This window comes from Streptomyces sp. NBC_01446, from assembly GCF_026340095.1.
Taxonomy (GTDB): Bacteria; Actinomycetota; Actinomycetes; order Streptomycetales; family Streptomycetaceae; genus Streptomyces; species Streptomyces aureus.
This window is the reverse complement of sequence record NZ_JAPEPO010000001.1, coordinates 2,595,168-2,619,506: the sequence shown is the minus strand read 5'-3', so window position 1 is coordinate 2,619,506 and position 24,339 is coordinate 2,595,168. Positions and strand designations below refer to the sequence as shown.

General features: G+C 70.8%; 21 protein-coding genes and 1 pseudogene. 16 read left to right on the top strand and 6 right to left on the bottom strand.

The features are described from left to right. Positions 1-155: 155 nt before the first annotated feature. The 3 genes from OG456_RS11540 to OG456_RS11530 all read right to left on the bottom strand — a co-directional run bounded on the left by OG456_RS11540 (position 156) and on the right by OG456_RS11530 (position 6,307). Complete coding sequence (locus OG456_RS11540; protein ID WP_266559895.1) at positions 156-2,216, bottom strand: M4 family metallopeptidase; 2,061 nt, start codon at positions 2,214-2,216, stop codon at positions 156-158. A gap of 372 nt (positions 2,217-2,588) precedes the next feature. Continuing rightward, positions 2,589-4,463 carry an ABC transporter ATP-binding protein gene (locus OG456_RS11535; RefSeq protein WP_266559893.1) on the bottom strand — a complete coding sequence of 625 codons (1,875 nt, stop codon included), beginning with the start codon at positions 4,461-4,463 and terminating at the stop codon, positions 2,589-2,591. Next, positions 4,460-6,307, bottom strand: a complete 1,848-nt coding sequence (locus OG456_RS11530) for an ABC transporter ATP-binding protein (protein ID WP_266559891.1) — start codon at positions 6,305-6,307, stop codon at positions 4,460-4,462. The genes OG456_RS11535 and OG456_RS11530 overlap by 4 nt, the downstream gene beginning before the upstream one ends. Positions 6,308-6,481: 174 nt before the next feature. Here OG456_RS11530 and OG456_RS11525 point away from each other — a divergent pair, with 174 nt between their 5' ends. From OG456_RS11525 to OG456_RS11510, 4 genes are read left to right on the top strand one after another with little or no spacing between them, the layout of a single operon-like run. After that, positions 6,482-7,420, top strand: coding sequence for an ABC transporter ATP-binding protein (locus OG456_RS11525; RefSeq protein ID WP_266559889.1), 939 nt, complete (start codon positions 6,482-6,484; stop codon positions 7,418-7,420). After that, positions 7,417-8,190 carry an ABC transporter permease gene (locus tag OG456_RS11520; RefSeq protein ID WP_266559887.1) on the top strand — a complete coding sequence of 258 codons (774 nt, stop codon included), beginning with the start codon at positions 7,417-7,419 and terminating at the stop codon, positions 8,188-8,190. Before OG456_RS11525 ends, OG456_RS11520 begins: the two co-directional genes overlap by 4 nt. Before the next feature lie 35 nt (positions 8,191-8,225). Beyond that, positions 8,226-9,503, top strand: coding sequence for a sensor histidine kinase (locus OG456_RS11515; protein ID WP_266559885.1), 1,278 nt, complete (start codon positions 8,226-8,228; stop codon positions 9,501-9,503). Next, positions 9,493-10,137 carry a response regulator transcription factor gene (locus OG456_RS11510; RefSeq protein ID WP_266559883.1) on the top strand — a complete coding sequence of 215 codons (645 nt, stop codon included), beginning with the start codon at positions 9,493-9,495 and terminating at the stop codon, positions 10,135-10,137. Before OG456_RS11515 ends, OG456_RS11510 begins: the two co-directional genes overlap by 11 nt. Positions 10,138-10,141: 4 nt before the next feature. On the opposite strand, the gene glgX is transcribed toward OG456_RS11510, so the two are convergent. Further along, positions 10,142-12,442 (bottom strand): glycogen debranching protein GlgX, encoded by a 2,301-nt coding sequence (gene glgX, locus OG456_RS11505; protein ID WP_266559881.1) that lies wholly within the window; start codon positions 12,440-12,442, stop codon positions 10,142-10,144. 174 nt (positions 12,443-12,616) lie between these two features. On the opposite strand from glgX, the gene OG456_RS11500 reads away from it, so the two are divergent. The 6 genes from OG456_RS11500 to OG456_RS11475 all read left to right on the top strand — a co-directional run bounded on the left by OG456_RS11500 (position 12,617) and on the right by OG456_RS11475 (position 19,200). Beyond that, positions 12,617-13,810 carry an Ig-like domain-containing protein gene (locus OG456_RS11500; RefSeq protein WP_266559879.1) on the top strand — a complete coding sequence of 398 codons (1,194 nt, stop codon included), beginning with the start codon at positions 12,617-12,619 and terminating at the stop codon, positions 13,808-13,810. A gap of 185 nt (positions 13,811-13,995) precedes the next feature. Continuing rightward, positions 13,996-15,198, top strand: coding sequence for an Ig-like domain-containing protein (locus tag OG456_RS11495; protein WP_266559877.1), 1,203 nt, complete (start codon positions 13,996-13,998; stop codon positions 15,196-15,198). An 88-nt stretch (positions 15,199-15,286) separates the two neighbouring features. Further along, positions 15,287-16,054, top strand: a complete 768-nt coding sequence (locus OG456_RS11490) for an enoyl-CoA hydratase/isomerase family protein (protein WP_116509701.1) — start codon at positions 15,287-15,289, stop codon at positions 16,052-16,054. Positions 16,055-16,394: 340 nt separating this feature from the next. Further along, complete coding sequence (locus OG456_RS11485; RefSeq protein WP_266559875.1) at positions 16,395-16,898, top strand: ATP-binding protein; 504 nt, start codon at positions 16,395-16,397, stop codon at positions 16,896-16,898. Positions 16,899-17,227: 329 nt separating this feature from the next. Then, entirely contained in the window at positions 17,228-18,013 is a 786-nt protein-coding gene (locus tag OG456_RS11480; protein WP_266559873.1) for a polysaccharide deacetylase family protein, read from the top strand. Beyond that, complete coding sequence (locus OG456_RS11475) at positions 18,010-19,200, top strand: beta-propeller fold lactonase family protein (protein ID WP_266559871.1); 1,191 nt, start codon at positions 18,010-18,012, stop codon at positions 19,198-19,200. Before OG456_RS11480 ends, OG456_RS11475 begins: the two co-directional genes overlap by 4 nt. A 10-nt stretch (positions 19,201-19,210) precedes the next feature. Here the strand turns inward: OG456_RS11475 and OG456_RS11470 are convergent, their stop codons facing one another. Further along, a complete protein-coding gene (locus tag OG456_RS11470) occupies positions 19,211-19,855 on the bottom strand; it encodes a GNAT family N-acetyltransferase (RefSeq protein ID WP_266559869.1) in 645 nt (214 codons plus the stop codon). Positions 19,856-19,912: 57 nt separating this feature from the next. On the opposite strand from OG456_RS11470, the gene OG456_RS11465 reads away from it, so the two are divergent. The 6 genes and pseudogenes from OG456_RS11465 to OG456_RS11440 all read left to right on the top strand — a co-directional run bounded on the left by OG456_RS11465 (position 19,913) and on the right by OG456_RS11440 (position 23,598). Further along, on the top strand, positions 19,913-20,827 hold the full coding sequence (locus tag OG456_RS11465; protein WP_266559867.1) for a MerR family transcriptional regulator: 915 nt from the start codon (positions 19,913-19,915) through the stop codon (positions 20,825-20,827). Between the two features lie 41 nt (positions 20,828-20,868). Beyond that, positions 20,869-21,084 carry an EF-hand domain-containing protein gene (locus OG456_RS11460; protein ID WP_266559865.1) on the top strand — a complete coding sequence of 72 codons (216 nt, stop codon included), beginning with the start codon at positions 20,869-20,871 and terminating at the stop codon, positions 21,082-21,084. A 60-nt stretch (positions 21,085-21,144) separates the two neighbouring features. Continuing rightward, positions 21,145-21,282 (top strand): hypothetical protein, encoded by a 138-nt coding sequence (locus OG456_RS11455; protein WP_266559863.1) that lies wholly within the window; start codon positions 21,145-21,147, stop codon positions 21,280-21,282. A gap of 56 nt (positions 21,283-21,338) precedes the next feature. Further along, positions 21,339-21,566 (top strand): annotated as a pseudogene (locus tag OG456_RS11450) (M4 family metallopeptidase); the annotation flags it as partial. Between the two features lie 551 nt (positions 21,567-22,117). Next, positions 22,118-22,630 (top strand): hypothetical protein, encoded by a 513-nt coding sequence (locus OG456_RS11445; RefSeq protein ID WP_266559861.1) that lies wholly within the window; start codon positions 22,118-22,120, stop codon positions 22,628-22,630. A 308-nt stretch (positions 22,631-22,938) separates the two neighbouring features. Continuing rightward, positions 22,939-23,598: an NADPH-dependent F420 reductase gene (locus OG456_RS11440; protein ID WP_266559859.1), complete on the top strand. Its 660-nt coding sequence runs from the start codon at positions 22,939-22,941 to the stop codon at positions 23,596-23,598. Between the two features lie 21 nt (positions 23,599-23,619). Here OG456_RS11440 and OG456_RS11435 read toward each other — a convergent pair whose 3' ends face one another. Beyond that, complete coding sequence (locus tag OG456_RS11435; protein WP_266559857.1) at positions 23,620-24,171, bottom strand: glycoside hydrolase family 25 protein; 552 nt, start codon at positions 24,169-24,171, stop codon at positions 23,620-23,622. Positions 24,172-24,339 lie beyond the last annotated feature (168 nt).

Below are 24,339 nucleotides of genomic sequence, written 5' to 3'. Positions count from 1 at the left end.
CGGAAATCGTCCGTTGAGCGATGTCTCTTGTACGTATTGCGAACGGAACATGAACGGGCGCGCCGTCCAGGGGAGTTCACTCACCCGGGGCGACGCGCCCAGACCGTGCGGGCCGAACAGCTCTCGATCGGCCTTGGGTCACCTCTGCGTGCGGTTTACGGGAAGGTGAGCTTCCAGCTGTTGATGTAGCCGGTGTCCTGCGCGGCCACGTCCTGGACCTTCAGCTTCCAGGTGCCGTTGGCCACCTCGGAGGACGCGTTGACCGTGTAGGTCGCGTTGACGTTGTCCGCCGAGTCGCTGCCGCTGGAGTTCTTCAGGCGGTACGTGGACCCGTCCGGGGCCACCAGGTCGATGACCAGGTCACCGCGCCAGGTGTGCACGATGTCCACGGCGACCGAGAGGTTGCTCGGCGCGTTGCCCGTACGGCCGGTCACGGCGATCGACGAGGTGACCGCGGCGCCGGCGTCCGGGATCGCGACGTCGGTCGTGTTCTCGAACGACGTGCCACCGCCACCGCCGCCACCGGACCGCGCGCCGACGGCTATGCCGGCCCAGGCGTCCTGCACGGCCTTGTACTCGGCGCTGGTGGTGCCGTAGAGCTCACCGGCGGCCGCGAGGGTGCCGGTGCGCGCTGCCGCGTAGTTCGTGGTCGAGGTGAACTTCGTGGTGAGCGCCCGGTACCAGATCGCCGCCGCCTTGTCCCGGCCTATGCCGGTGACGGGAAGGCCGTCCGCCGTCGGCGAGTTGTAGCTGACACCGTTGATGACCTTGGCGCCGCTGCCCTCGCTGAGCAGGTAGAAGAAGTGGTTGGCGGGACCCGACGAGTAGTGCACGTCGAGGTTGCCGACGCCGGAGTACCAGGAGTCCGCGGACCCGCCGTCCTTGCTCGGCTTGTCCATGTAGCGCAGCGGGGAGCCGTCGCCGTTGATGTCGATTTTCTCGCCGATGAGGTAGTCGCCGGGGTCCGAGGCGTTGTTGGCGTAGAACTCGACCGAGGTGCCGAAGATGTCGGAGGTGGCCTCGTTGAGACCGCCCGACTCACCGCTGTAGTTGAGACCGGCCGTCGCGGCGGTGACGCCGTGGGTCATCTCGTGGCCCGCCACGTCGAGCGAGGTGAGGGGTTTGAGGTTGCCCGAGCCGTCGCCGTACGTCATGCAGAAGCAGCTGTCGTCCCAGAACGCGTTGACGTACGCGTTGCCGTAGTGCACCCGCGAGTACGCGGCGACACCGTCACCGCGGATACCGGAGCGGCCCATGACGTTCTTGTAGAAGTCCCAGGTCTCCGCCGCGCCGTAGTGCGCGTCCGCGGCCGCGGTCTCGGTGTTCGAGGCGCTGCCGTTGCCCCACACGTCGTCCGTGCCCGAGTAGAGCGTCCCGGTGCCGGACGAGCCGTGGTTCAGGTTGTACGTCTTGTGCCCGCCGCGCCCGGTGTCGTTGAGCGTGTACGACGATCCGGACAGGGCGGTGCCGAGCGTCACGGTGCCGCTGTACTGCGTGTTGCCCGTGCCGTTCTCGATGCCCTGCCACTCGTACAGCTTCTTGCCGGTCGCCGCGTCGGTGACGACGTGCAGCTGGTTCGGCGTGCCGTCTTCCTGGAGACCGCCGACCACGGTCTCGTACGCGAGGGTCGGCTTGCCCTGCGCCATCCACACGACCTTGCGCGGCGCGCGGTCCGCCCCGGTCTTCTTCGACCCGTCGGCCGCCGCGGCCTTGACCGCCTGCCGCTCCGCGGTGGCCGGCTTGACCGCCGCGGTCGTGGCGACGCCCTTGAGCGCCGACTTCGCGGCGCGCGTCACGCCCTCGGTCTTCCCGGACTTGGCGGTGTCGACGACCATGTCGCCGCCGAGGACGGGCAGCCCGTCGTAGGTGCGCTCGTAGCGGGTGTGCGTCGTGCCGTCACGGTCCTGGAGGACGTCCCGTACGACGAGCTTCTCCTTGGCGCCGAGGCCGAGGTTCTTGGCGGTGTCCGCCTTGGTGGAGTTGGCCTCGCGCAGCAGCTCCGCGCGCTTGGCGGGGGAGAGCTTCACGGGGAGGGCGCCGGGGTCGGCGCCCTTCGCGACGGCCTTGGCGGCCGCCGCGGCCGGCTGGACGTCCGCCGAGGCCGTGGCGCCCGCCTGGACGGCGCCGGCGAGCAGGGCGGTGGCTGCCGCGAGCGCGCCGTAGGCGGTCGCTCGCTTGCGGGAGGCGGATCTGTGGGAGGTGTCGGACGATCTCAAGGCTGACTCCTTCTGCGGGCCGCGGATCGCACGGCCGGGGAAGACCGGACGGCGAATGACCGTCCGGGCAGAACAAGGCAGAACAAGGCAGAACAGGGCTGTGCAGGGTGCAAGGCGGTACGAGGTGGAACTGCGAAGCCGGGCACAACTGGGCACATCTGGGCACAACAGGTCGTGCTGCAGTTCACGAACGGGCCGCGCCAGTTCGGCTGTGGGACAGCTGTGCGAGACCGAGGGAAGAGTGGCAGCAGAGAGCGTTGTCTGTCAGGAGCGCGTCATTATGTTGGCCGGAAATGGTTCGTTGCCCGGATGTTCACGTTCGATATACGGAGCTGTCGCCCGGGCGTGGAGAGGCCGCGTCCGGGCGGCGGCTCAGCCGACCACGCTCTCCCGCCAGGCACGATGCAGATCGGCGAACGCTCCTGTACCGCAGATCAGTTGGTCCGGTGTGCCGTCCTCGGCGATCCGCCCGTGTTCCATGACCAGAACACGGTCGGCGATCTCCACCGTCGACAGCCGGTGCGCGATGACGACCGCGGTACGGCCGCGCAGCACCGTGAGCATCGCGCGCTGCACCGCCCGCTCGCCGGGGATGTCCAGGGAGCTCGTCGCCTCGTCGAGGATCAGGACCGCCGGGTCGGCGAGCAGCGCGCGTGCGAACGCGACCAGTTGTCGCTGCCCGGCCGAAATTCGACCCCCGCGTTTGCGCACATCCGTGTCGTAGCCGTCCGGGAGCGCCGTGATGAAGTCGTGCGCGCCGATCGCCTTCGCCGCGCGCTCGATCTCCTCGCGGCTCGCCTCGGGCCGGCCGATCGCGATGTTCTCGGCGACCGTGCCGGAGAACAGGAACGCCTCCTGCGTCACCATCACCACGCCCCGCCGCAGCTCGGCCGTGCCCAGGTCGCGCAGGTCGACGCCGTCGAGCAGGACCCGGCCCGCAGAGGGGTCGTAGAAGCGGGCCAGGAGCTTGGCGAGCGTCGACTTCCCGGCGCCCGTGGAGCCGACCACGGCGACCGTCTGTCCCGCGGGCAGCGTGAGGTCGAAGCGGGGGAGCACCTCGCCGCCGGTGCGGTAGCCGAAGGAGACCTGGTCGAAGACGACCTCGCGGCCCGGGCGGTCGCCGGCGAGCTCGGGCAGATCCCGTGGCGACGACGGCTCCGGCACGGTCGGCGTCTGGTGCAGCAGCCCCGCGATCTTCCGCAGTGAAGCGGCCGCGGACTCATAGGAGTTGAGGAACATCGCGAGCCGGTCGATGGGGTCGTACAGACGGCGGATGAACAGCACGGCGGCCGCCAGGACGCCGAGTTCGAGCGTCCCGTCGGCGACACGGTAGGCGCCCCACAGGACCATTCCGGCCACCGCGGTGTTCGCGAGGAGGCGGGATCCGATGACGTAGCGCGCCATCTCGAGCAGCGCGTCACCGTTGACCCGCTCGTGGCGGTGGTTCAGCCCGGCGAAGTCCGCGTCGTTGGCGCGCTCGCGGCGGAAGGCCCGCACCGGCCTGATCCCGTTCATCGTCTCGGCGAACTTCACGATGACGCGGGCGATCGCCGATGACCGCTCCGCGTACACCCTGGCCGCGCGCCGCCGGTACAGCTGGATGAGGACGGCGAGCGGCAGGAACGACAGGGCGGCCACGGCGCCGATGCCGACGTCGAGCCAGAGCAGCATCGCCGTGATGTACACGGAGGCCAGGATGATGTTGATGAGCTCCTGGAGCCCCTCGGCGAGCAGCTCCCGCAGGGACTCGACGTCCGTCGTCGCGCGGGAGATGAGCCGCCCGGACGTGTAACGGTCGTGGAAGTCGACGCTGAGGGCCTGCGCGTGCCGGAAGATCCGGCCGCGCAGATCGAGCAGCACGTTCTGGTTCACCCGCGCCGACACCTGCACGAACGCGAACTGGAAGAGGCTGGAGCAGGACGCCGCCAGGAGATAGCCGACCGCCACCGCGATCAGCGGGCCGTGGCCGCCGGCGCGGAAGGCGGGCACCGCGCTGTCGATGGCGTACGCGACGAGCAGCGGCCCCGCCTGCACGGCGGCCTGCTGGAGCAGCAGACACAGCACGGCCAGCCACACCGTGCGCCGGCTCGGCGCGAGCAGGGAGCGCAGCAACGCGCCGGTCGCGCCCTTGGGGGTGGGCAGGTCGTCCTGGTCGAAGGGGTCGCCGGGGGAGGGGAGCCGCAGTTCCTCGCCGTCCTCGGCGGCCGGATCCTGCGGCGTACGGTCCGGCTTCGTCGTCGTGGTCATCGCGTGCCCTTCCCCTCCGGCCCGAGCGGCCCGTCGTCTTCCCTCTGCAGGTCCGCACCGGACATGAGATGCCGGTACTCCGCGTTCGCGCGCAGCAGTTCCTGGTGCGTGCCCACGGCGGTGATCCGCCCGCCCGACAGGAGGGCGACGCGGTCGGCGAGCAGCACCGTCGACGGCCGGTGCGCGACGACGAGCGCCGTGCTCGCGGCGAGCACCTCCCGCAGGGCCGCCTCCACCAGGGCCTCCGTGTGCACGTCGAGCGCGGACAGCGGGTCGTCGAGCACGAGGAAGCGCGGGCTCCCCACGACCGCGCGGGCGAGCGCGAGCCGCTGCCGCTGCCCGCCGGAGAGGCTGAGACCCTGCTCGCCGACCTGCGTACCGGCCGCGTCCGGCAGTGCCTTCACGAACCCGGCCTGCGCGACGCCGAGCGCCCGGTCGAGCTGCGCGGCGTCCGCTTCGACCGCACCCATCAGCACGTTCTCCGCGACGGAGGCCGAGAAAAGCGTCGGCTCCTCGAAGGCCACGGAGACGAGGGTGCGCAACTCCTCGCGCTCCATCGATCCGATGTCCCGCCCGTCGAGGGTGATCCGCCCGCCGGTGAGCTCGTGCAGCCGGGGCACGAGCGCGGTCAGGGTCGTCTTGCCGCTGCCGGTCGCCCCGACGAGCGCCATGGTCTCCCCGGAGCGCACATGCAGATCGATCCGCTCCAGGACGGGCTCGGACGCGTCGGGGGCGTCCGGGTACCGGAAGCGGACCCCCTCGAACCGCAGCCCGCCCGCACCGTCCTCCGCCGCGGGGGCACCCGCCGCCGAGACCCCTTCGCTCTCCTCCGGCTCGTCCATGACCTCGAAGAACCGCCGGGTCGCCGTCGCCGCCTCCTGGCTCATGGCGAGCAGGAACCCGATCGAGTCGATCGGCCAGCGCAGCGCGAGGGCCGTCGACAGGAAGGCCACCAGCGTCCCCGCGGACAGCTTCCCGTCCGCGACCTGCACGGACCCGAGCACCAGCGCGGCCCCGAGCGCCATCTCCGGCAGCAGCGTGATGACGCCGAGGATCCCCGCGAGCAGCCGCGCCTTGGTGAGCTCGGTCCCGCGCAGCGTGTGCGACAGGTCACGGAAGGCCCGCGCCTGGCTGCGGTGCCGCCCGAACCCCTTGATGATCCGGATCCCGAGAACGGACTCCTCGACCACCGTGGTCAGATCCCCGACCTGGTCCTGGGCGCGGCGCGCGGCCGACGCGTACGTCGACTCGAAGCGGTAGCAGAGCACCATGAGCGGCAGCGCGGGCGCCAGCAGGACGAGGCCGAGCCCCCAGTCCTGCGCGATGAGCAGCACGAACCCGGCGACGATCGTCACGCCGTTGACGATCAGGAACGTCAGCGGAAAGGCCAGGAACATGCGTACGACCATGAGGTCGGTCGTCCCGCGTGACAGCAACTGGCCCGAGGCCCACCGGTCGTGGAACGCGACGGGCAGCCGCTGGAGATGCCGGAACAGATCCCCCCGCATGGCCGCCTCGACGCTCGCCAGCGGACGCGCCACCAGCCACCGTCTCAGCCCGAAGAGCAGCGCCTCCGTGACCCCGAGTGCCAGCAGCATGCCCGCGCCCAGCCACACCCCGCCCGGGTCGTGGTCCGTGACCGGCCCGTCCACGATCCACTTCAGGACGATGGGGAAGACGAGTGACAGACAGGAGGCGACCACGGCGACCGCCGCCGCCCCCGCCCAGCGCGCCCGCACCGGCCGTACGTACGGCCACAGGCGCAGCAGCGTGCGCACGGCGGACTGCTCTGCCGCCGGGACGAGTTGGTCGGGGTCCGTGGCCGGTGCATGTGTAGTGGGCATCAGGAGTGAGACTACGGATCGGCACTGACAACGCCCACCGGGTTTCCGGCGAATCCGCCCCCGCGCCATGGCCCGCCCCGCAGGGGTCGTAGCGCCGTATCAACCGATCGGCTGATGCCCTTTCGAGCGCGATGGGCGATGCCGCCGAGGGGCCCGCGCGGGGATTCTCGGAGCATGACGACGACACACAGCGCAGTACGGGGCGACAGGCCCCTGATCGAGGTCGCCGGGCTCCGCAAGGTCTACGCCGGGCGGGCCGTCGTCGACGACGTCTCGTTCACCGTCGGGGAGGGCGAGATCTTCGGCATCCTCGGTCCGAACGGTGCCGGCAAGACGACCGCGGTCGAATGCGTCGAGGGGCTGCGCGTCCCCGACGCCGGCCGCGTCCGCGTCGCGGGCCTCGACCCCGTCGCCGACCACGACCGTGTCACCGAAATCCTCGGCGCCCAGCTCCAGGAGAGCGAACTCCAGGCGAAACTCACCGTCCGCGAGGCGCTCGAACTGTACGCGGCGTTCTACCCGAACCCGGCCGACTGGCGACCCCTGGCCGAGCGCCTGCGCCTCACGGACAAGCTCGGCACCCGGTTCGCGAAGCTCAGCGGCGGCCAGAAGCAGCGCCTGTTCATCGCGCTCGCGCTGATCGGGAACCCGCGGGTCGTCGTCCTCGACGAGCTGACCACGGGCCTCGACCCACGCGCCCGCCGCGACACCTGGCAGCTCATCGAGGACGTCCGCGACAGCGGCGTCACCGTCCTGCTCGTCACGCACTTCATGGAGGAGGCACAGCGCCTCTGCGACCGGATCGCCGTGATCGACAAGGGCAGGATCGCCGCGCTCGACACCCCGGCGGGCCTCATCAGCCGGGCCGCGGGGTCCACCGTCATGTCGTTCACGCCGTCCGCACCCCTCGACGAGGAGGCGCTGCGGGATCTGCCCGCGCTCGCGTCCGTGGAGCACCGGGACGGCCGCGTCACCCTGGGCGGCACCGACGAGACGGTCAACGCCGTCATCACGCTGCTCGCCCGCCACCAGATCACGGCACACCAACTCCGCGTGTCCGACGCCACGTTGGACGACGCGTTCCTGGACCTGACGGGAGCCGCCCAGTCATGAGCACCACCACCGCCACCCTTGTACGTGGCCGCGGAGCCAACTCCGCCGTCCTCAGGAGCGAGGTCCGCCTCTTCCTGCGCGAACCCGGCAGCCTCTTCGGAGTCATGGTCTTCCCGCCGGCCCTGCTCGTGATCCTCGGCTCCATCCCCGCGTTCCGGGAGGCCGACTCGGGCCCGGCCGGTCTGCGCCTCATCGACGCGTACGTCCCCATCACCGTGCTGCTCCCGATGATCGTCGCGGGCCTGCAGGCGATGGCACCGGTCATCGCCGGCTACCGGGAGCGCGGCATCCTGCGCCGCATGTCGACCACGCCGGTGCAGCCGCCCGCGCTGCTCGGCGCGCAGATGACCATCCACGGTGTCGCCGCGCTCGCCTCGTCGCTGCTCTCGCTCGCCATCGGGCGGCTCGCGTTCGACGTGAAGCTGCCGCAGCAGGCCTTCGGGTATCTGCTCGCCCTTCTGCTGTCCGTCGTCGTCGCCCTGTCGCTCGGCGCGCTGGTCTCCGCCCGCGCCCGCACCGCGAAGGTCGCGAGCGCCATCGGCTCCACCGTGTTCTTCCCGAGCATGTTCTGCGCCGGGGTGTGGCTGCCGGTGCAGTCGATGCCGACGGCACTGGCGAACATCGTCGAGCTCACGCCGTTCGGCGCCGCGGCCCAGGCCATGAACCAGGCCGCGGCGGGTGACTGGCCGTCCTGGTCCCACCTGGCCGTGCTCGCCGCCTGGGCCGTGGTCCTGACCGCTGCGTCCGCGCGCTGGTTCCGCTGGGAGTGAGCGTGTGCCGAGTCCGGCCCGTGCAGACTGGAGCCATGGAAATGCAGGGCACAGGCGCGATGGACACCACCATCCGGCAGCGGTGGGCCGCTTTCCACCGCTACGGCCCCTACGCCCTGCTGGCCTTCAGCATCCCCTTGGTCCTGGCGACGTCGGACATCGCCGGCATGGGCCGGGATCGGTTCCAGTGGTATCTCGCCGGCGGCCTCGTCGCGGCGGCGCTGCTCCTGGAGAGCGTGTGGGGCAGGAGGGCGCTGCGCCACCCCGGCCCCTCCGCGGCGGGAGCCGGCTACTACACGGTGCGCTGGGCCATCGCCTTCGTCCTGGCCTGGCTCAACCCGTTCTTCGTGTTCTACGCCGTCATCGGCTACTTCAGCGCCGACCGGCTGCTGCCGCGCCGGTTCGTGCGCACCGGACTGTTCGCCACAGCCGTCGTCATGGCCGGTTCCGAGGCCGGTGGGTTCCCGCCGAAGGGCCCGCTCACCTGGGCCGTCTTCGGTGCGCTGCTCGCCGTGAACATGGGTCTCGTCTCCGTCATGATGCACATCAACGTCAAGGAGGAGGAGCGCAACCGCGTCCAGGCCGAGACCATCGCCGAACTGGAGCGCACGAACAAGGCCCTCCAGGACGCCATGAGCGAGAACGCCGCCCTGCACACCCAACTCCTTCTCCAGGCAAGGGAAGCCGGTGTCGCCGACGAGCGCCGCCGGCTCGCCGCCGAGATCCACGACACCATCGCGCAGGGCCTGACCGGGATCATCGCCCAGCTCCAGGTCGTCGCGGGCACCGCCGACCCGGAACAGGCCCGCCAGCACCTCGACCGCGCCGCCGACCTCGCCCGGCACAGCCTCGGCGAGGCCCGCCGCTCCGTGCACAACCTCTCCCCGGCGGCCCTGGAGAACGCCTCCCTGTCCGAGGCGCTGAAGAAGACCGTCACGGAGTGGGCCCGGCGTACCGGCGTACGCGCCGAGTTCACCGTCACGGGCACCACGGAGCAGCTGCACGACGAGATCGAGGCGACCCTACTGCGCATCGCCGAGGAGGCCCTGTCGAACGCCGCCCGGCACGCCCACGCCGGACGGCTCGGCGTGACGCTCTCCTACATGGCGGGCGAGGTCACCCTCGACGTACGCGACGACGGCCGCGGCTTCGACCCGCTGGAGCTGCCCGCCCGCACCGGCACCGGCGGGTTCGGCCTCGACGGGATGCGGGCCAGGGCCGAACGCATCGCGGGCGCACTGACGGTGGAGTCGGAGCCCGGCGGCGGCACGGCCGTCTCGGCTCGCGTACCGTTGGTCCGCCATGACCAGTGACTCCCTCATCTCCCTGCTGATCGTCGACGACCACCCCGTCGTACGGGACGGCCTGCGCGGCATGTTCGAGTCGGCCGCCGACTTCACGGTCCTCGGTGAGGCGTCGAACGGCGCCGAGGCCGTCGAACTGACCGCCCGCCTCGACCCGGACGTCGTCCTCATGGACCTGCGCATGCCCGGCGGGAACGGCGTCGACGCCATCAAGGAACTCACCCACCGCGGTGCCCGCTCCCGCGTCCTCGTCCTGACCACGTACGACACGGACTCGGACACGCTGCCCGCGATCGAGGCGGGCGCCACCGGCTACCTCCTCAAGGACGCCCCGCGCGAGGAGTTGTTCACGGCCGTACGCGCCGCCGCCGACGGCCGCACCGTGCTGTCCCCGGCGGTCGCCTCCCGCCTGGTCACCGCGGTCCGCACCCCGGCCGCCCCCGCCGGCGAACCCCTCTCGGCCCGTGAGCGCGAGGTCCTCGCCCTGGTCGCCAAGGGCACGTCGAACAAGGAGATCGCCCGCGTCCTGTTCATCAGCGAGGCGACGGTGAAGACCCATCTCACCCATGTCTACGGCAAGTTGGGCGTGAAGGACCGCGCGGCCGCGGTCGCCGTGGCGTACGACCGGAAGATCCTCGGCTAGAGGCTCAGCCCTCCCCGTTGTCCGAGGGGAGCACCCGCAGCAGCAGGACCGTGCGCCCCGGCACGGTGATGACCGCCCCCGCCGCGTGCGTCACCGCCGGTGCGCCCCGCTGCTCCTCCAGCGACGTGTCCACCACGACCTCGTACGCCCGTGCCCACGGTCCGCCGGGCAGGACACAGCTCACCGGCCGGTCCCCGGCGTGCAGGACCGCGAGGAAGCTGTCGTCCGTGACGGGCGTGCCCAGTGCGTCGCGACCCGGGATGTCGCGCCCGGAGAGGTACATCCCGAGCGTGGCCGCGGGCGCGTACCAGTCCCGCTCCGTCATCTCCGTGCCGCCGGCCGTGAACCACGCGAGGTCCCGCAGCCCGTCCGCCGAGTGGGCGCGCCCCGAGAAGAACGCGCGCCGCCGCAGCACCGGATGCGCGTGCCGCAGTGCGATCAGCCGCGACGTGAGGTCGAACAGGGCCCGCCAGCCCGGCTCCTCGAGGAGCGACCAGTCCACCCAGCTGATCTCGTTGTCCTGGCAGTAAGCGTTGTTGTTGCCGCCCTGTGTGCGCCCCAGCTCGTCACCGGCGACGAGCATCGGCACCCCGGTGGACAGCAGCAGCGTCGTCACCAGATTCCGCAACTGCCGCCTGCGCAGGGCGAGTACAGCCTCGTCCGCCGTCTCGCCCTCCGCGCCGCAGTTCCAGGCCCGGTTGTCGTCGGTGCCGTCGCGGTTGCCCTCGCCGTTGGCCTCGTTGTGCTTGCGGCCGTACGACACCAGGTCGCGCAGCGTGAACCCGTCGTGGGCGGTGACGAAGTTGACCGACGCGTACGGGCGGCGCCCGCCCCACGCGTACAGGTCGCTCGACCCGGACAGGCGGTAGCCCAGGTCCCGCACATCGGGCAGGGCGCCACGCCAGAAGTCCCGTACGGCATTGCGGTAGCGGTCGTTCCACTCGGTCCACAGGGGTGGGAAGGCGCCGACCTGGTAGCCGCCCGAGCCCACGTCCCAGGGCTCCGCGATCAGCTTCACCCGCCGCAGGACCGGGTCCTGCGCTATCACCGCGAGGAACGGCGACAGCATGTCCACGTCGTGCATCGAGCGGGCGAGCGCCGCAGCCAGGTCGAAGCGGAAGCCGTCCACGCCCATCTCCGTCACCCAGTAGCGCAGGGAGTCGGTGAGCAGGCGCAGCACGTGCGGCTGCACGACGTGCAGGGTGTTGCCGCAGCCCGTGTAGTCCGCGTACCGGCGCGCGTCGTCCTGGAGGCGGTAGTAGCCGCGGTTGTCGATGCCCTTCAGGGACAGCGTCGGGCCGAGCTCGCCCGCCTCCGCCGTGTGGTTGTAGACCACGTCGAGGATGACCTCGATGCCGGCCTCGTGCAGCGCCCGCACCATCCGCTTGAACTCGCCGACCTGCTGCCCGCCCGTCCCCGACGCCGCGTACGCCGCGTGCGGGGCGAAGTAGCCGATGGAGTTGTATCCCCAGTAGTTGCGCAGGCCCCGCCTGAGCAGGTGGTCCTCGTGTGCGAACTGGTGCACGGGAAGCAGTTCGACCGCCGTCACACCCAGCTTCACCAGATGTTCCACGGCCGCGGGATGCGCGAGCCCCGCGTACGTCCCCCGCAGTTCCTCGGGTATCCCCGGGTGCCGCTGGGTGAACCCCTTCACATGCAGCTCGTAGATCACCGAGTCCGCCCACGGCGTCTTCGGCCGCCGGTCGTCGGCCCACTCGTCGTCGGGTGCGTCGTCGTGCACGACCACCCCCTTGGGGACGTACGGGGCCGAGTCCCGGTCGTCGCGCACGGTGTCGGCCACATGCTGCTCCGGCCAGTCACGCACATGGCCGTAGACCTCGGGCGGCAGCGCGAAGTCCCCGTCCACGGCCCGCGCGTACGGGTCGAGGAGCAGCTTCGCCGGGTTCCAGCGCGCGCCCGTCCACGGGTCCCAGCGGCCGTGCACCCGGAACCCGTACCGCTGCCCCGGCAGCACGTCCGGTACGAAGCCGTGCCAGATCTCGTGCGTCAGCTCGGTCAGCGGGGCGCGCCGCTCGCGGCCCGCGTCGTCGAAGAGGCAGAGGTCGACCGACTCCGCGCCACCCGCCCAGAGCGCGAAGTTGGTGCCCGCCGTGCCGTCCGGCCCGACCCGGAAGCGCGCGCCCAGCGGGGTCGGGGCGCCCGGCCACACCGGCTCGACGGGCGGCGGCGGCCGCTCTCTCGTGCGGCGGCCCTTCCGTTCGGTCGCGGAGCGCGCCTGCGGAAGCCCCGCGGGCCGTTCCACCAGGGCATCCTGTGGTGCCTCCTGCTCGGGTGCGCTCGCCACCTGTCATGCCTCCCGCGGCTCGGTCGGGCCGGCGCCATCGGCAGGGGAAGGGCGTGCGGCGTCCCGGCCGCGGCTCCCCGTCGCGTCGTCCTCCCCAGTGTTCTGCCCAGAGCTTGGGTCGCACTCACGTTTCCCCGGCGGGGTGACGGTCGTTGATCGGGTGTGAGAACAACTGTGAGGCACGCAGGGGCCACGCTGGCCGCCGCACTGACCTGGGCGGTGGTGCTGACCGGAGTCACCGGATGCAGCGCCGCGCAAGATCTGCTCGGCAAGCCGCGGTCCCCCGAGGAAGCGATCAAGGTCGTCCCGGCCAACGGGACCAAGAACGTAGGGGTCGACCGGCCGATCGAGGTGAAGGTGCCGGACGGGCGCCTGGAATCGGTCAAGGTCGTGAAGCTCCAGGACGGACAGGAGGTCCCGGTCAAGGGCCGGATCGACGACGACGGCACGCGATGGCGGCCGACCGGCGAACGGCGGCTCTCGCAGGCCGCCCAGTACACCGTGGACGTCGTCGCGCGCGACGAGGACGGTCACCGCTCGGCCCGCCACACCACCTTCACGACAGCCGTCCCCGCCAAGCGGTTCGTCGGCTACGTCACGCCGGAGGACCGGTCCACCGTCGGCACCGGCATGATCGTTTCGCTCCAGTTCAACAGGGGCATCGAGAACCGTGCCGCCGTCGAACGCGCCATCCGCGTCACGGCGAAGCCCGCCGTGGACATCGCCCCGCACTGGTTCGGCAAGTCCCGCCTCGACTTCCGGCCGCGCGACTACTGGAAGCCGGGCACGGAGGTCACCGTCGACCTGGGGCTGCGCGACGTGGAGTCGGCCCCCGGTGTGTACGGCGTGCAGCACAAGAAGATCGGCTTCACCATCGGTCGCAGCCAGGTCAGCGTGGTGGACGCGGCCGAAGACACCATGGCTGTACGCCGCGACGGCGAACTCGTGGACACCATCCCCATCACCGCCGGGGCGCCCAAGACTCCCACGTACAACGGGAAGATGGTCGTCAGCGAGATGCTCGAGATGACCCGGATGGACAGCCGCACCGTCGGGTTCGGCGGCGAGTACAACGTCCCCGACGTGCCGCACGCCATCCGGCTGACGACGTCCGGAACGTTCCTGCACGGCAACTACTGGACATCGGACGCCTTCGGCGAGCGCAACATCAGCCACGGCTGCATCGGGCTGGCCGATGCCAGGGGCGGCAGCTCGGACTCGCCCGCGGGTCACTTCTTCGACCGCACCCTCGTCGGCGACGTCATCGAAGTGGTCAACAGCAAGGACAAGGTGGTCGCACCCGACAACGGCCTCAGCGGCTGGAACATGACCTGGAAGGACTGGAAGGCGGGCGCGGCCACGCACTGAGCCCCGCGGCCGGCCGGCCCGGCCCGTGCCTCACCCCACGCCCCGTCAAAGCCGGGCCAGTTGGGACTGAACGGTGACATACCTGGGGATCCATAACTGCAGGTCGTGTGGTTATCTGTCGCAGTGCGCGCTAGGACGCGCTGGGGTGAGGGCCTGACCGGCCTTGCGCGAGGGGAGACAAGATCGTGAACGGGCGACGACCGATATCGGGGGCTCTGCTGGGGGCCGCTCTGCTGCTGGCCACGGCTTGCGGCGGAGGGGGCGGCGGCTCCGGTGCGGGGAGTGACGGCAAGGGCGGCGACTCGGGGAAGGCGGACACCAACAAGCCGTCCCAGGCCGTCGTCACCATCGCCCCGAAGGACGGCGCGGACGGCGTGGCCACCAGCGGAGACCTCCGGATCACCGCCGACAAGGGCAAGTTGACCGAGGTGAAGGTCGCCGACACCAAGGGCAACCCGGTCGAGGGAAAGATCGTGGACGGCGGCGCCGGCTGGACGCCCGCTCACCACCTGGCCGCCTCCACCAAGTACAAGGTGCACGCGGTCGCCAAGGACTCCGAGGGACGCGCGTCCGCGAAGGACGTCGCGTTCACGACGCTGGTCCCGAAGAACACGTTCGTCGGCCAGTTCACGCCGGAGGACGGCTCGAAGGTCGGCGTCGGCATGCCGTTCTCGGTCCACTTCACCCGGGGCATCACGCACCCGGAGGACGTGGAGAAGGCCATCGAGATCAAGACGGAGCCGTCCGTGCCGGTCGAGGGCCACTGGTTCGGCAACGACCGCCTCGACTTCCGCCCCGAGAAGTACTGGGCCGCGGGCACCAAGGTGACCGTCAGGCTCAACCTCGACGGCGTCGAGGGCCGGCCGGGCGTCTACGGCAAGCAGGCCAAGACCGTGAAGTTCACGATCGGCCGCAGCCAGGTCTCCACGGTCGACGCCAAGACACACATGATGACCGTGAAGCGTGACGGCAAGACGATCAAGAAGGTCCCGATCACCACGGGCAAGCCGGGCTACTCCACGTGGAACGGCCAGATGGTCATCAGCGAGAAGCTCACCGTGACCCGTATGAACGGCGAAACGGTGGGCTACGGCGGCGAGTACGACATCAAGGACGTGCCGCACGCGATGCGCCTGACGACGTCCGGCACGTTCATCCACGGCAACTACTGGGGCGGCGGCGCCTTCGGCAACTACAACGCCAGCCACGGCTGCGTGGGCCTGCGCGACGTGCGCGGCGGCTACGACAGCAAGGTGCCCGCGGCCTGGTTCTTCAACAGCTCGATGATCGGTGACGTCGTCGAGGTGAAGAACTCGCAGGACCGGACGGTGGCCCCGGACAACGGCTTCAACGGCTGGAACATGTCCTGGGAGAAGTGGAAGGCCTGACCCCCTTCCGTCCCTGAGCGAAGAGGCCCGGTGCACTGTGACCAAGTGCACCGGGCCTCGCCCGTTAACGCGCACTAACCTGCTGTCCATGACTGCCTACCTCGAAGTCGCCGAAGGCGTCGGCACGATCCGGCTCGACCGGCCGCCGATGAACGCTCTGGACATCGCCACCCAGGACCGCATCAAGGAGCTCGCCGAGGAGGCCTCGCGCCGCGACGACGTGCGCGCCGTGGTCGTCCGCGGCAGCGACAAGGCGTTCGCCGCGGGCGCGGACATCAAAGAGATGCAGGCCATGGACCACGCGGCCATGATCGTGCGCTCCCGCGCCCTGCAGGACTCGTTCACGGCCGTCGCGCGCATCCCCAAGCCGGTCGTCGCCGCGGTCACCGGCTACGCGCTCGGCGGCGGCTGCGAGCTCGCGCTGTGCGCCGACTTCCGCATCGCCGCCGACGACGCCCGGCTCGGCCAGCCCGAGATCCTGCTCGGTCTGATCCCCGGCGCGGGCGGCACGCAGCGCCTCGCGCGCCTGGTCGGCCCCTCCAAGGCGAAGGACCTCATCTTCACCGGCCGCCACGTGAAGGCCGAAGAGGCCCTCGCCATCGGCCTGGTGGACCGGGTCGTGCCCGCCGCGGAGGTCTACGAGCAGGCGCACGCCTGGGCCGCGAAGCTGGCGCAGGGGCCGGCGCTCGCGCTGCGCGCCGCGAAGGAGTCCATCGACGTGGGCCTGGAGACGGACATCGACACCGGTCTCGCGGTCGAGCGGAACTGGTTCGCGGGCCTGTTCGCCACCGAGGACCGCGAGCGCGGCATGCGGAGCTTCGTCGAAGAGGGCCCGGGCAAGGCCAAGTTCCTCTAGCCGGTGCGCCGGTGCACCCGGTGCCGGCACAGGAGCTCGCGGAGGCCGCACGAGAAGCCCGTATCAACTTCCCCTGATCCACTTGCAGTTGACGGGATGTCTCACCGCTGTCCCTCGTTGGGGCGGATTATCGCAGCCTTAAGAGAACCTTAAGGTCGTACGGGTCGCCGAGGTCGGTGATCGGGTCGGATCGCGCGATCGCCGCAGCTCAGCAGGTATGCGGCAAGGGTCTAACTGCCAGTGTCATATGCCAAACCAGCCCCCCGGAACGGAAGGTTCCGGGGGGCTTATTCGGCAGGAACGGCCCCGGAACGCGCTCTGGGCAGCCATGATGGGGGGCATGGCGGGGCTGGAGGGTATCGAACAGCCGCGGAGGCACGGGAGTGCGACCGCGGCGCGCTGGTCGCCTGCGGTCGAGGACGAACGGGCTCTGAAAGCACTGGAGTTGTTCGGGAATCCGGCCGAGGCGGAGGTGCCGCTGCCGTCGCGGCCCGAGTCGGCGGCGACCGCGCGCAGGCTCGCCCAGGTGGTCGTCCTGCGGCACTGGGGGCTCTCCCCGAAGATGACCGAGGATGTCGTGCTGCTCGTCTCCGAGCTCGTCGGCAACGCGGTGCGCCACACGGGGGCCAGGATCTTCGGGTTACGGATGGTCCGCAGGCGCGGCTGGATCAGGGTCGAGGTGCGGGATCCCTCGCGCGGCCTCCCCTGTCTGATGCCCGTCCATGAGCTCGACATCAGCGGGCGCGGACTCTGTCTGGTCGACAAGCTCTCCGACCGCTGGGGCGTGGATCTCCTGCCGCGCGGCAAGACCACCTGGTTCGAGATGCGGGTCGTCGACCGCTGAGTGCGGGGCGGCGGCGGCCCGGATGTCGGGGGCGTCGTGGGGTACACGAAAGCCCCCGTTTTCGCCTTGTGGGGCGCCGCGGGGGCTTTCGTGGAGCGCCGTGGATGGTGGGGGGTGTTATCCACGGCCGCTGTCGACGACCGAGCCCGGGTCAATGGGGGTCGTGCTCCCGACTATGGCAGACCCCGGCCTGTGAGGCCAAATGAATCCTCGGTGATCTGGGCCACGAGCCTGGCAAATGAAGATTTATTAATGACCCCGTCCAGTATTTGTTAAGACTCTCGGGTCGGTAAGTCCCTTTTATCCCGCATTGGCCTTGAATGTGACAGGTGACCACGACCGACCGCCGCGGAGCCCTCCGCTTCGGCGCCGGACTCACCGCCGCCGCCCTCACCACCGGCTGCTCCACCACGGCCCGCGACCCGGTGCCCGCCGGGCACTCCGCGAGCCCGGCACACCCCGCCCACCCCGCGCGCGCCGCTCCGGCGGCCCCGGGCCCCCGTCGCTTCCCCGGGCAGCCCGCCCAGATCGACCACGGGCCCCGCAACCGCCCCCGCGTCGCCCTCACCTTCCACGGCCAGGGCGATCCGGCGATCGCGTACGCGCTCCTCAAGGAGGCCGAGCGTGCCCACGCCAGGGTGACGGTCCTGGCCGTGGGCACCTGGCTCGACGAGCACCCCGCCGTGGCCCGGCGCATCCTCGACGGCGGCCACGACCTGGGCAACCACACCCTGCACCACCGTGACATCAACACGATGTCCGAGGCCGAGGCGCGAGCGGAGATCACTGGCTGCGCGGACCGCATCCGCCGGCTCACCGGCTCCATCGGCACCTGGTTCCGGCCCTCGCGCACCCAGCGGGCGACCCCGCTCGTCGAGAGGCTGGCCCGTGACGCCGGCTACCCGCACGTCCTGTCGTACGACGTCGACTCCCTCGACTTCACCTCGCCGGGCGCCGCCGAGGTGACCCGCAAAGTCACCTCGGAGATCCGCGAAGGCTCCGTCGTGAGCCTGCACTTCGGTTACGCGGACACGGTCGCCGCGCTGCCCGCCCTCCTGGAAGACCTCGACCGCCGCGGCCTGTCCGCGGTGACCACCACGGAGCTGCTGACATGACACCGCGTCGCACCCGCACCACCGCAGCACTGATCGCCGCCACCGTTCTCGGCGCCCTCGCGGGCTGCAGCGCCGAGCCCAAGGCGCACCGGGCCACCGAGGCGCTCGGTACGCACGGCGTGAAGGCCGTCGGGCCGAAGCCGAAGCCCGTCGAACAGGGCCTGCCCGGCATGCCGCCCGTCCTCGACCCCAAGGACCTCTACGCCGCCGACCGGCCCAACAAGCTGTCGCCGGTCGTCAAGGACTTCCCGTCCCGCGTCTATGTGCCCAACACCGAGTCCGACACCGTCTCCGTCATCGACCCCAGGACGTACAAGGTCATCGAGACGATCGCCGTCGGCAGGCAGCCGCAGCACGTCGTGCCGTCCTGGGACATGAAGACACTGTGGGTCAACGACGACAAGGGCAACACGCTCACGCCCATCGACCCGAAGACCGGCAAGGCCGGCAAGGCCGTGGACGTGCACGACCCGTACAACCTCTACTTCACGCCCGACGGCAAGTACTCCATCGTGATGGCCTCGCTCGACCGTGAGCTGGTCTTCCGCGACGCGCACACCATGAAGACGGTCAAGACCGTGCCCGTCAGCTGCTACGGCGTCAACCACACCGACTTCTCGGCCGACGGCCGGTACTTCATCGTCTCCTGCGAGTTCAGCGGCGAACTCCTCAAGGTCGACACCGCGAAGATGAAGGTCGTCGCCCAGGAGCGGCTGCCCTTCAAGGGCGCGATGCCGCAGGACGTCAAGATCTCCCCGGACGGCAAGACGTTCTACATCGCCGACATGGTGGCCAACGGCGTGTGGGTCCTGGACGGCAAGAACTTCACCACCCCCAAGCTCCTGCCCACCGGCAAGGGCGCCCACGGGCTCTACGTCAGCCGGGACTCCCGCGAGATGTACATCTCCAACCGCGGCGAGGGCACCATCTCCATCTTCGACTTCGCGAAGAACAAGCTGACCAAGAAGTGGACGCTGCCCGACGGCGGCAGCCCCGACATGGGCGGCGTCTCCGCCGACGGCAAGATCCTCTGGCTGTCCGGCCGCTACGACGCCGAGGTGTACGCCATCGACACGCGTACGGGGAAGCAGATCGCGCGCATCCCCGTCGGGAACGGCCCGCACGGCCTGGCCGTGTACCCGCAGCCCGGCCGCTACTCGCTCGGCCACACCGGCATCTTCCGCTAGGTCCTCTCCGCTACCGGGGCGCGGTGAACAGTGCCTCCGCGCCGACGGGACGGTAACCGGCCGCCTGGAACGCCCGCACACTGCGGGCGTTCCCGGGGGACTGCTGGGACCACACCGGCCCGCCGTCCGGGACCAGATGCCGGGCGGACACGGCGAGGAGCCGGCCGAGGCCCCGGTGACGCGCCTCCTCGTCGACCTCGATCGCCGTCTCCCAGCGGCCCGCGACGCCGCGCCCGAGGACCAGCACCCCGCCGTCCGCCGCCCACATCCGCACGTCGTCACGGCGCGCCCGCGCCCGCAGCACCCGCGGATGGTCCGGGTCCGCGATCTCCTCCAGGGCCACCGGCGGCTCGCCCGGCAGCGCCGGAGCCACCGTGAGCAGGTCCGTCGTGTCGTGACGGCGCCCGGTCCGCTCCATGAGCGCGCCGAGGAACCGCGGATTCATCGTCGCAGCCAGCGGATCGCAGTCCAGGCCGCGCAGCGTCTCGTGCACCCATCCCGGGTCCTCGTCCGTGAACACCACCGAGTGGGCGGTGAAGGACAGCACACCCGCGTCCCGGTGATCCGCCTGCGGCACCACCGTCGTGCCCCCGTCCGGCGGGGGGAAGACCCCTCGCGCCGCGGCGTCCAGAATGTTCCGCACCGTGCCTCGCATGGCGTTCCCCTCGGCTCGCTTGAGTCTCCACCCACTGGAAGGCCCAGACTCCTCAACATGATCGACGACGGCCCGCGGCTGCTCACCATCGGGCAGCTGTCCCGGCGCACCGGCCTGTCGGTGCGCACCATCCGCTACTGGTCCGACGTGGGCGCCCTGCCGCCCGTCGGACGCAGCTCGGGCGGCTACCGCCTGTACGACGCGCGCTCCCTCGCCCGGCTCGAACTCATCCGCACCCTGCGGGAGTTGGGCCTCGGCCTGGACGACGTACGCAGCGTGGTGGACGGGGAGTCGGACATCGCGTCCGTGGCCGCCGCGCACGTGGCGGCGCTGGACGCGCAGATCCGCTCGCTGCGGCTGAACCGGGCCGTCCTATCGACCGTCGCGAAGAGGAACTCGAGCGCAGAGGAGATGGCCCTGATGAACAAGCTGGCGCGGCTGAGTGCCGCCGAGCGCAAGCACATCGTCGACGACTTCATGGAACAGACCTTCGGCGGCCTGGACGCCGCCGACCCGGACATCCGCACCCGGATGCGGGTCATGGTCCCCGACCTGCCGGACGATCCGACGACCGAGCAGGTCGACGCGTGGGTCGAGCTGGCCGAGCTGATGCAGGACCCGGACTTCCGCGCGCACATGCGCCGGATGATCGAGTTCAACGCCGCCGACCGCGGGCCCGACGTCCCGCCGGGCAGCTCGCTGTGGTTCATGAGCCGCCTGGTGCAGCTCGCCGGGGAGGCGCGGGAGCGCGGCGTCGCGCCCGAGTCGCCCGAGGCGGACGAGGTGCTGCGGGGACTGCTCGGGAACGCCGACCCGGCCGCCGTACTGGAGCGCATGGAGGCCGCGGCCAACGACGACGTGGCCCGGTTCCGTGACCTGGTGTCCCTGGTACGGGGCCTGGAGACGCTGCCCCGCCACAACGAGGAGTTCGCGTGGGTGGTCGCCGCACTGCGCGCTCGTACGGCCGGTTAATCTGACCTCCGTCAGTGTTACAGCAAGAAGGGGTGGACCCGGTGGCGGACATCGAGGAAGCACGCAAGGCGTTCCAGCGGTTCGACGCGGACGGCGACGGCTTCATCACAGCGGCCGAGTACAAGAGCGCGATGGCTCAGATGGGCGACTTCAACGTCACCGAGTCGGTCGCCGAGGTGCTCATCGCCCGGCAGGACGCCAACGGCGACAAGGTCCTCTCGTTCGACGAGTTCTGGGCGAACCTGAACAAGGCCTGAGCGCTGAGCACCGAGCCCCGTCCGCCGGGGCGGGACCACACGGCTCCCGCCCCGGCGGACGTGTCGTTGCTCACCCTCCTCGGCCTCGGGCCCGAGGAGGACGCGGTCTACCGGTTCCTGGTGGACCGGCCCGACAGCGACCCGGCCGCCCTGGCCGCTGGGCGCGCACGGCGCCGAGGGTCCCGGCGGCGGACGTGAACTCGACGCCACCGACCGGCAGATAGTCGGACTCCTGCACATCGGTCTCACCAACCTTCGACAACGGCGGTGTGCACGCCAACTCCACCATCGTCGGTGGCGCGCTGTGGGACATGCGCAAGAGCCTCGGTGCCGACCTCGCCGACCGGATCACCTACCGGGCTGCCCAGAACTACCTCACCCCGCTCTCGGGCTTCACCGACATGCGCAACGCGGTCACCCTCGCCGCGACGTCCCTGAAGGTCTCCGGCGGCGACCTCGCCGTCATCGCCAAGGCCTTCGACGACCACGGCATCGAGCAGGGCTGGGAGCAGAAGGCCGGCACCCACGACGGCACCACCATCGGCGCCGACGTCCTGCCCGCCTACGAGGTCTACGCCGGCGGCATCGACGAGCAGGCCGCGCAGATCAGCGGCGACGTCTACGCCATCGGCCACGGCGACGCGATCGCCTGGGGCCAGGGCGGCGCGGCCTTCGGCATCACGGTCGGACGCTTCGGCAAGAACCCCCAGCACGAGCTGGCGCAGTCGAACGCCTACCTGATGGACCCGTCTCTCGACGACGAGCGCGTCGTCTTCACCCGGATCTCCGCCGCGGGCATCGGCATCTACCAGGCCGGTGACAAGGGCCGGGGTGCGATCAAGAAGCTGGTCGACTCCCCGGACGCCGACGAGACCGAGCCGGTCACCGACCACGGAGCGCTCGCCTACATCCGCACCACCGCCGACGGCGAGCAGGACGTCATGCTCCGCAAGGCCGACGGCACCACGGTCAATGTGACGCCCGAGGCCGGCACCAAGGCGGGCCGACTGGCGATGAAGAACGGGCGGATCGCGTGGTCCGGCGGCGCCGACCACACCTACGTACGCCTCTACGACATCGCCACCGCACCACCCAGAGCAAGCGGATCGGCGGCTTCATCTTCAACTCCATCGGTGACATCCAGCTCGCCGCGGACCGCATCTTCTGGCGGGAGAACAACAGCCTGTTCGGAAGCACCGGCTTCCAGTCCGCGCCCGTCGACGACCTGACCAAGGCGGCGAAGCTGCGCCTGCCGACGGGCACCTACTTCGCCCAGTTCTCCGTCACCGACGACTACTTCGCGTACTCCACGTACGACGCCTGGAGCGGCCTCGGTTCCTGGAGCGGTCCGGAGAAGGTCAAGGTCCTGGCCTCCCGTACGTCCGACGCGGTCGCGGGGGCCAACGCCTTCACGCGGGTCTCCTGCTCCTCCGGCGCCCAGCTGGCCCCGTCCCTCGGTGACGGCCAGCGCGTCGCGTGGCTGGACACGAGTGCCGCGGCGACCGATGTCGTGACCCGGAAGACGTTCGCGGGCACCTGCGAGTAGCCCGGCCCGACCGTCCCCGCGGGGGCGTCCACCGGAGTCCCGGTGGGCGCCCCCGCTTCGCTGTGCCGCCACCGCCCGGTTCACGGCCGCCAGGACCGCCTGGACCGACGCCACCAGCGGCGAGGGTCACGGCCCGCGCCCCCCACGCCGTCACGCCGTCGACCCGGCACCACGCGTACGCCGGCGCGCCAGGACCGAGGCAGGTGCGGCCCCCGTTCGTGTGGCACTCGCGCGAGACAGGCATGGCCCGGCCAGACCGGAGGTACGTGACCACGCGCGTACCGCACGCTCCTTCGGAAGGGCTCCACATGAAGATCGGCATCATCGGCGCCGGCAACATCGGCGGCAATCTCACCCGCCGTTTCACCGCGGCCGGCCACGACGTGTCCGTGGCCAACTCGCGCGGCCCCGAGACCCTGCGCGACCTCGCCGGGGAGACGGGTGCCACGCCGGTGACCGTCGCCGAGGCGGCTCGCGGCGCCGACGTCGTCGTGGTCACCGTCCCCATGAAGGCCGTCCCCGGCCTGCCCGGTGACCTCCTCGACGACGCGCCGGAAGGCGTCATCGTCATCGACACCGGCAACTACTACCCGCAGCAGCGCGACGGCCGGATCGCCGCCATCGAGGAGGGCATGCCCGAGAGCCGCTGGACCGAGCTCCAGCTCGGCCACCCGGTGGTCAAGGTCTTCAACGGCACCTACGCCCACGAACTCCTCGACAAGCCGCGCCCCAAGGGCGACCCCGAGCGCATCGCCCTGCCCGTCGCCGGCGACGACGACGCGGCCAAGAAGGTCGTACGCGACCTGCTCGACGGGATCGGCTTCGACTCCGTGGACACGGGCGGCCTCGACGAGTCCTGGCGCCAGCAGCCCGGCACCCCGGTCTACGGCCTCGCGGCGGACGCGGACACTGTCCGCAAGGCCCTCGCCGAGGCGTCCCCGGAACGCACGGCGGAGTGGCGCGCCTGAGTCACCCGGTGCGAGGGCGCGTCACGGGGTGGCCCAGTCCCGCAGCGCGCCCTTGCTGGTGAACTGGGCGACGTCCTTGTCGAGCGGACTGTCCGTGTACTGATGGAACTTCCAGGCCGCCTTGATGCGCGGTTTGCCGGCCGTCGTGTAGTCGGCGATCCAGAGCCCGTCACCGGCGTAGGACGTCGTGTCCACGGTCAGCCAGAAGTTGCGGTTCGTGTAGAGGAGCACCCGGTGATGGGGGCGCAGGCGCTTCACCTCGCGGATGAAGCGGTCCTTCTCCGCGTTGCTCGCGCGGGTGCCCTCCCCGGTCGTCTCCCAGTCCACGGCGAGCAAGTCCCCTGCCTTCTCCGGGGCCTTGCTCACGAAGTACTCGGCCTGGGCCGTGAGGTTGCCCGGCCACAGGAAGTGGTAGAAGCCGACGACGCAGCCGCCGTCCCGGGCCAGTTTCGTCTGCGCCGTGAGCCGCGGATTGACGTACGAACGCCCCTCCGTCGCCTTGATGAAGACGAACGACTGGCCTTCCGTGTCGAAGGTGGACTGGTACGAACTGACGTCGATACCGCGCAGCATGCTGGCCTCCTGGTCGGTGGGGCGACGAGGTCGAACATCCATCGTCCCCGATCCGATCCCGTCGGGGTACCTCTTTCCGCACGTTGATCTGCCCGAGGGACGCGGCGCCGCCAGGACGTTTCGACGGCCGCAGTCTTGGAACACGCTTTACACGGCTTCGTGCAACTG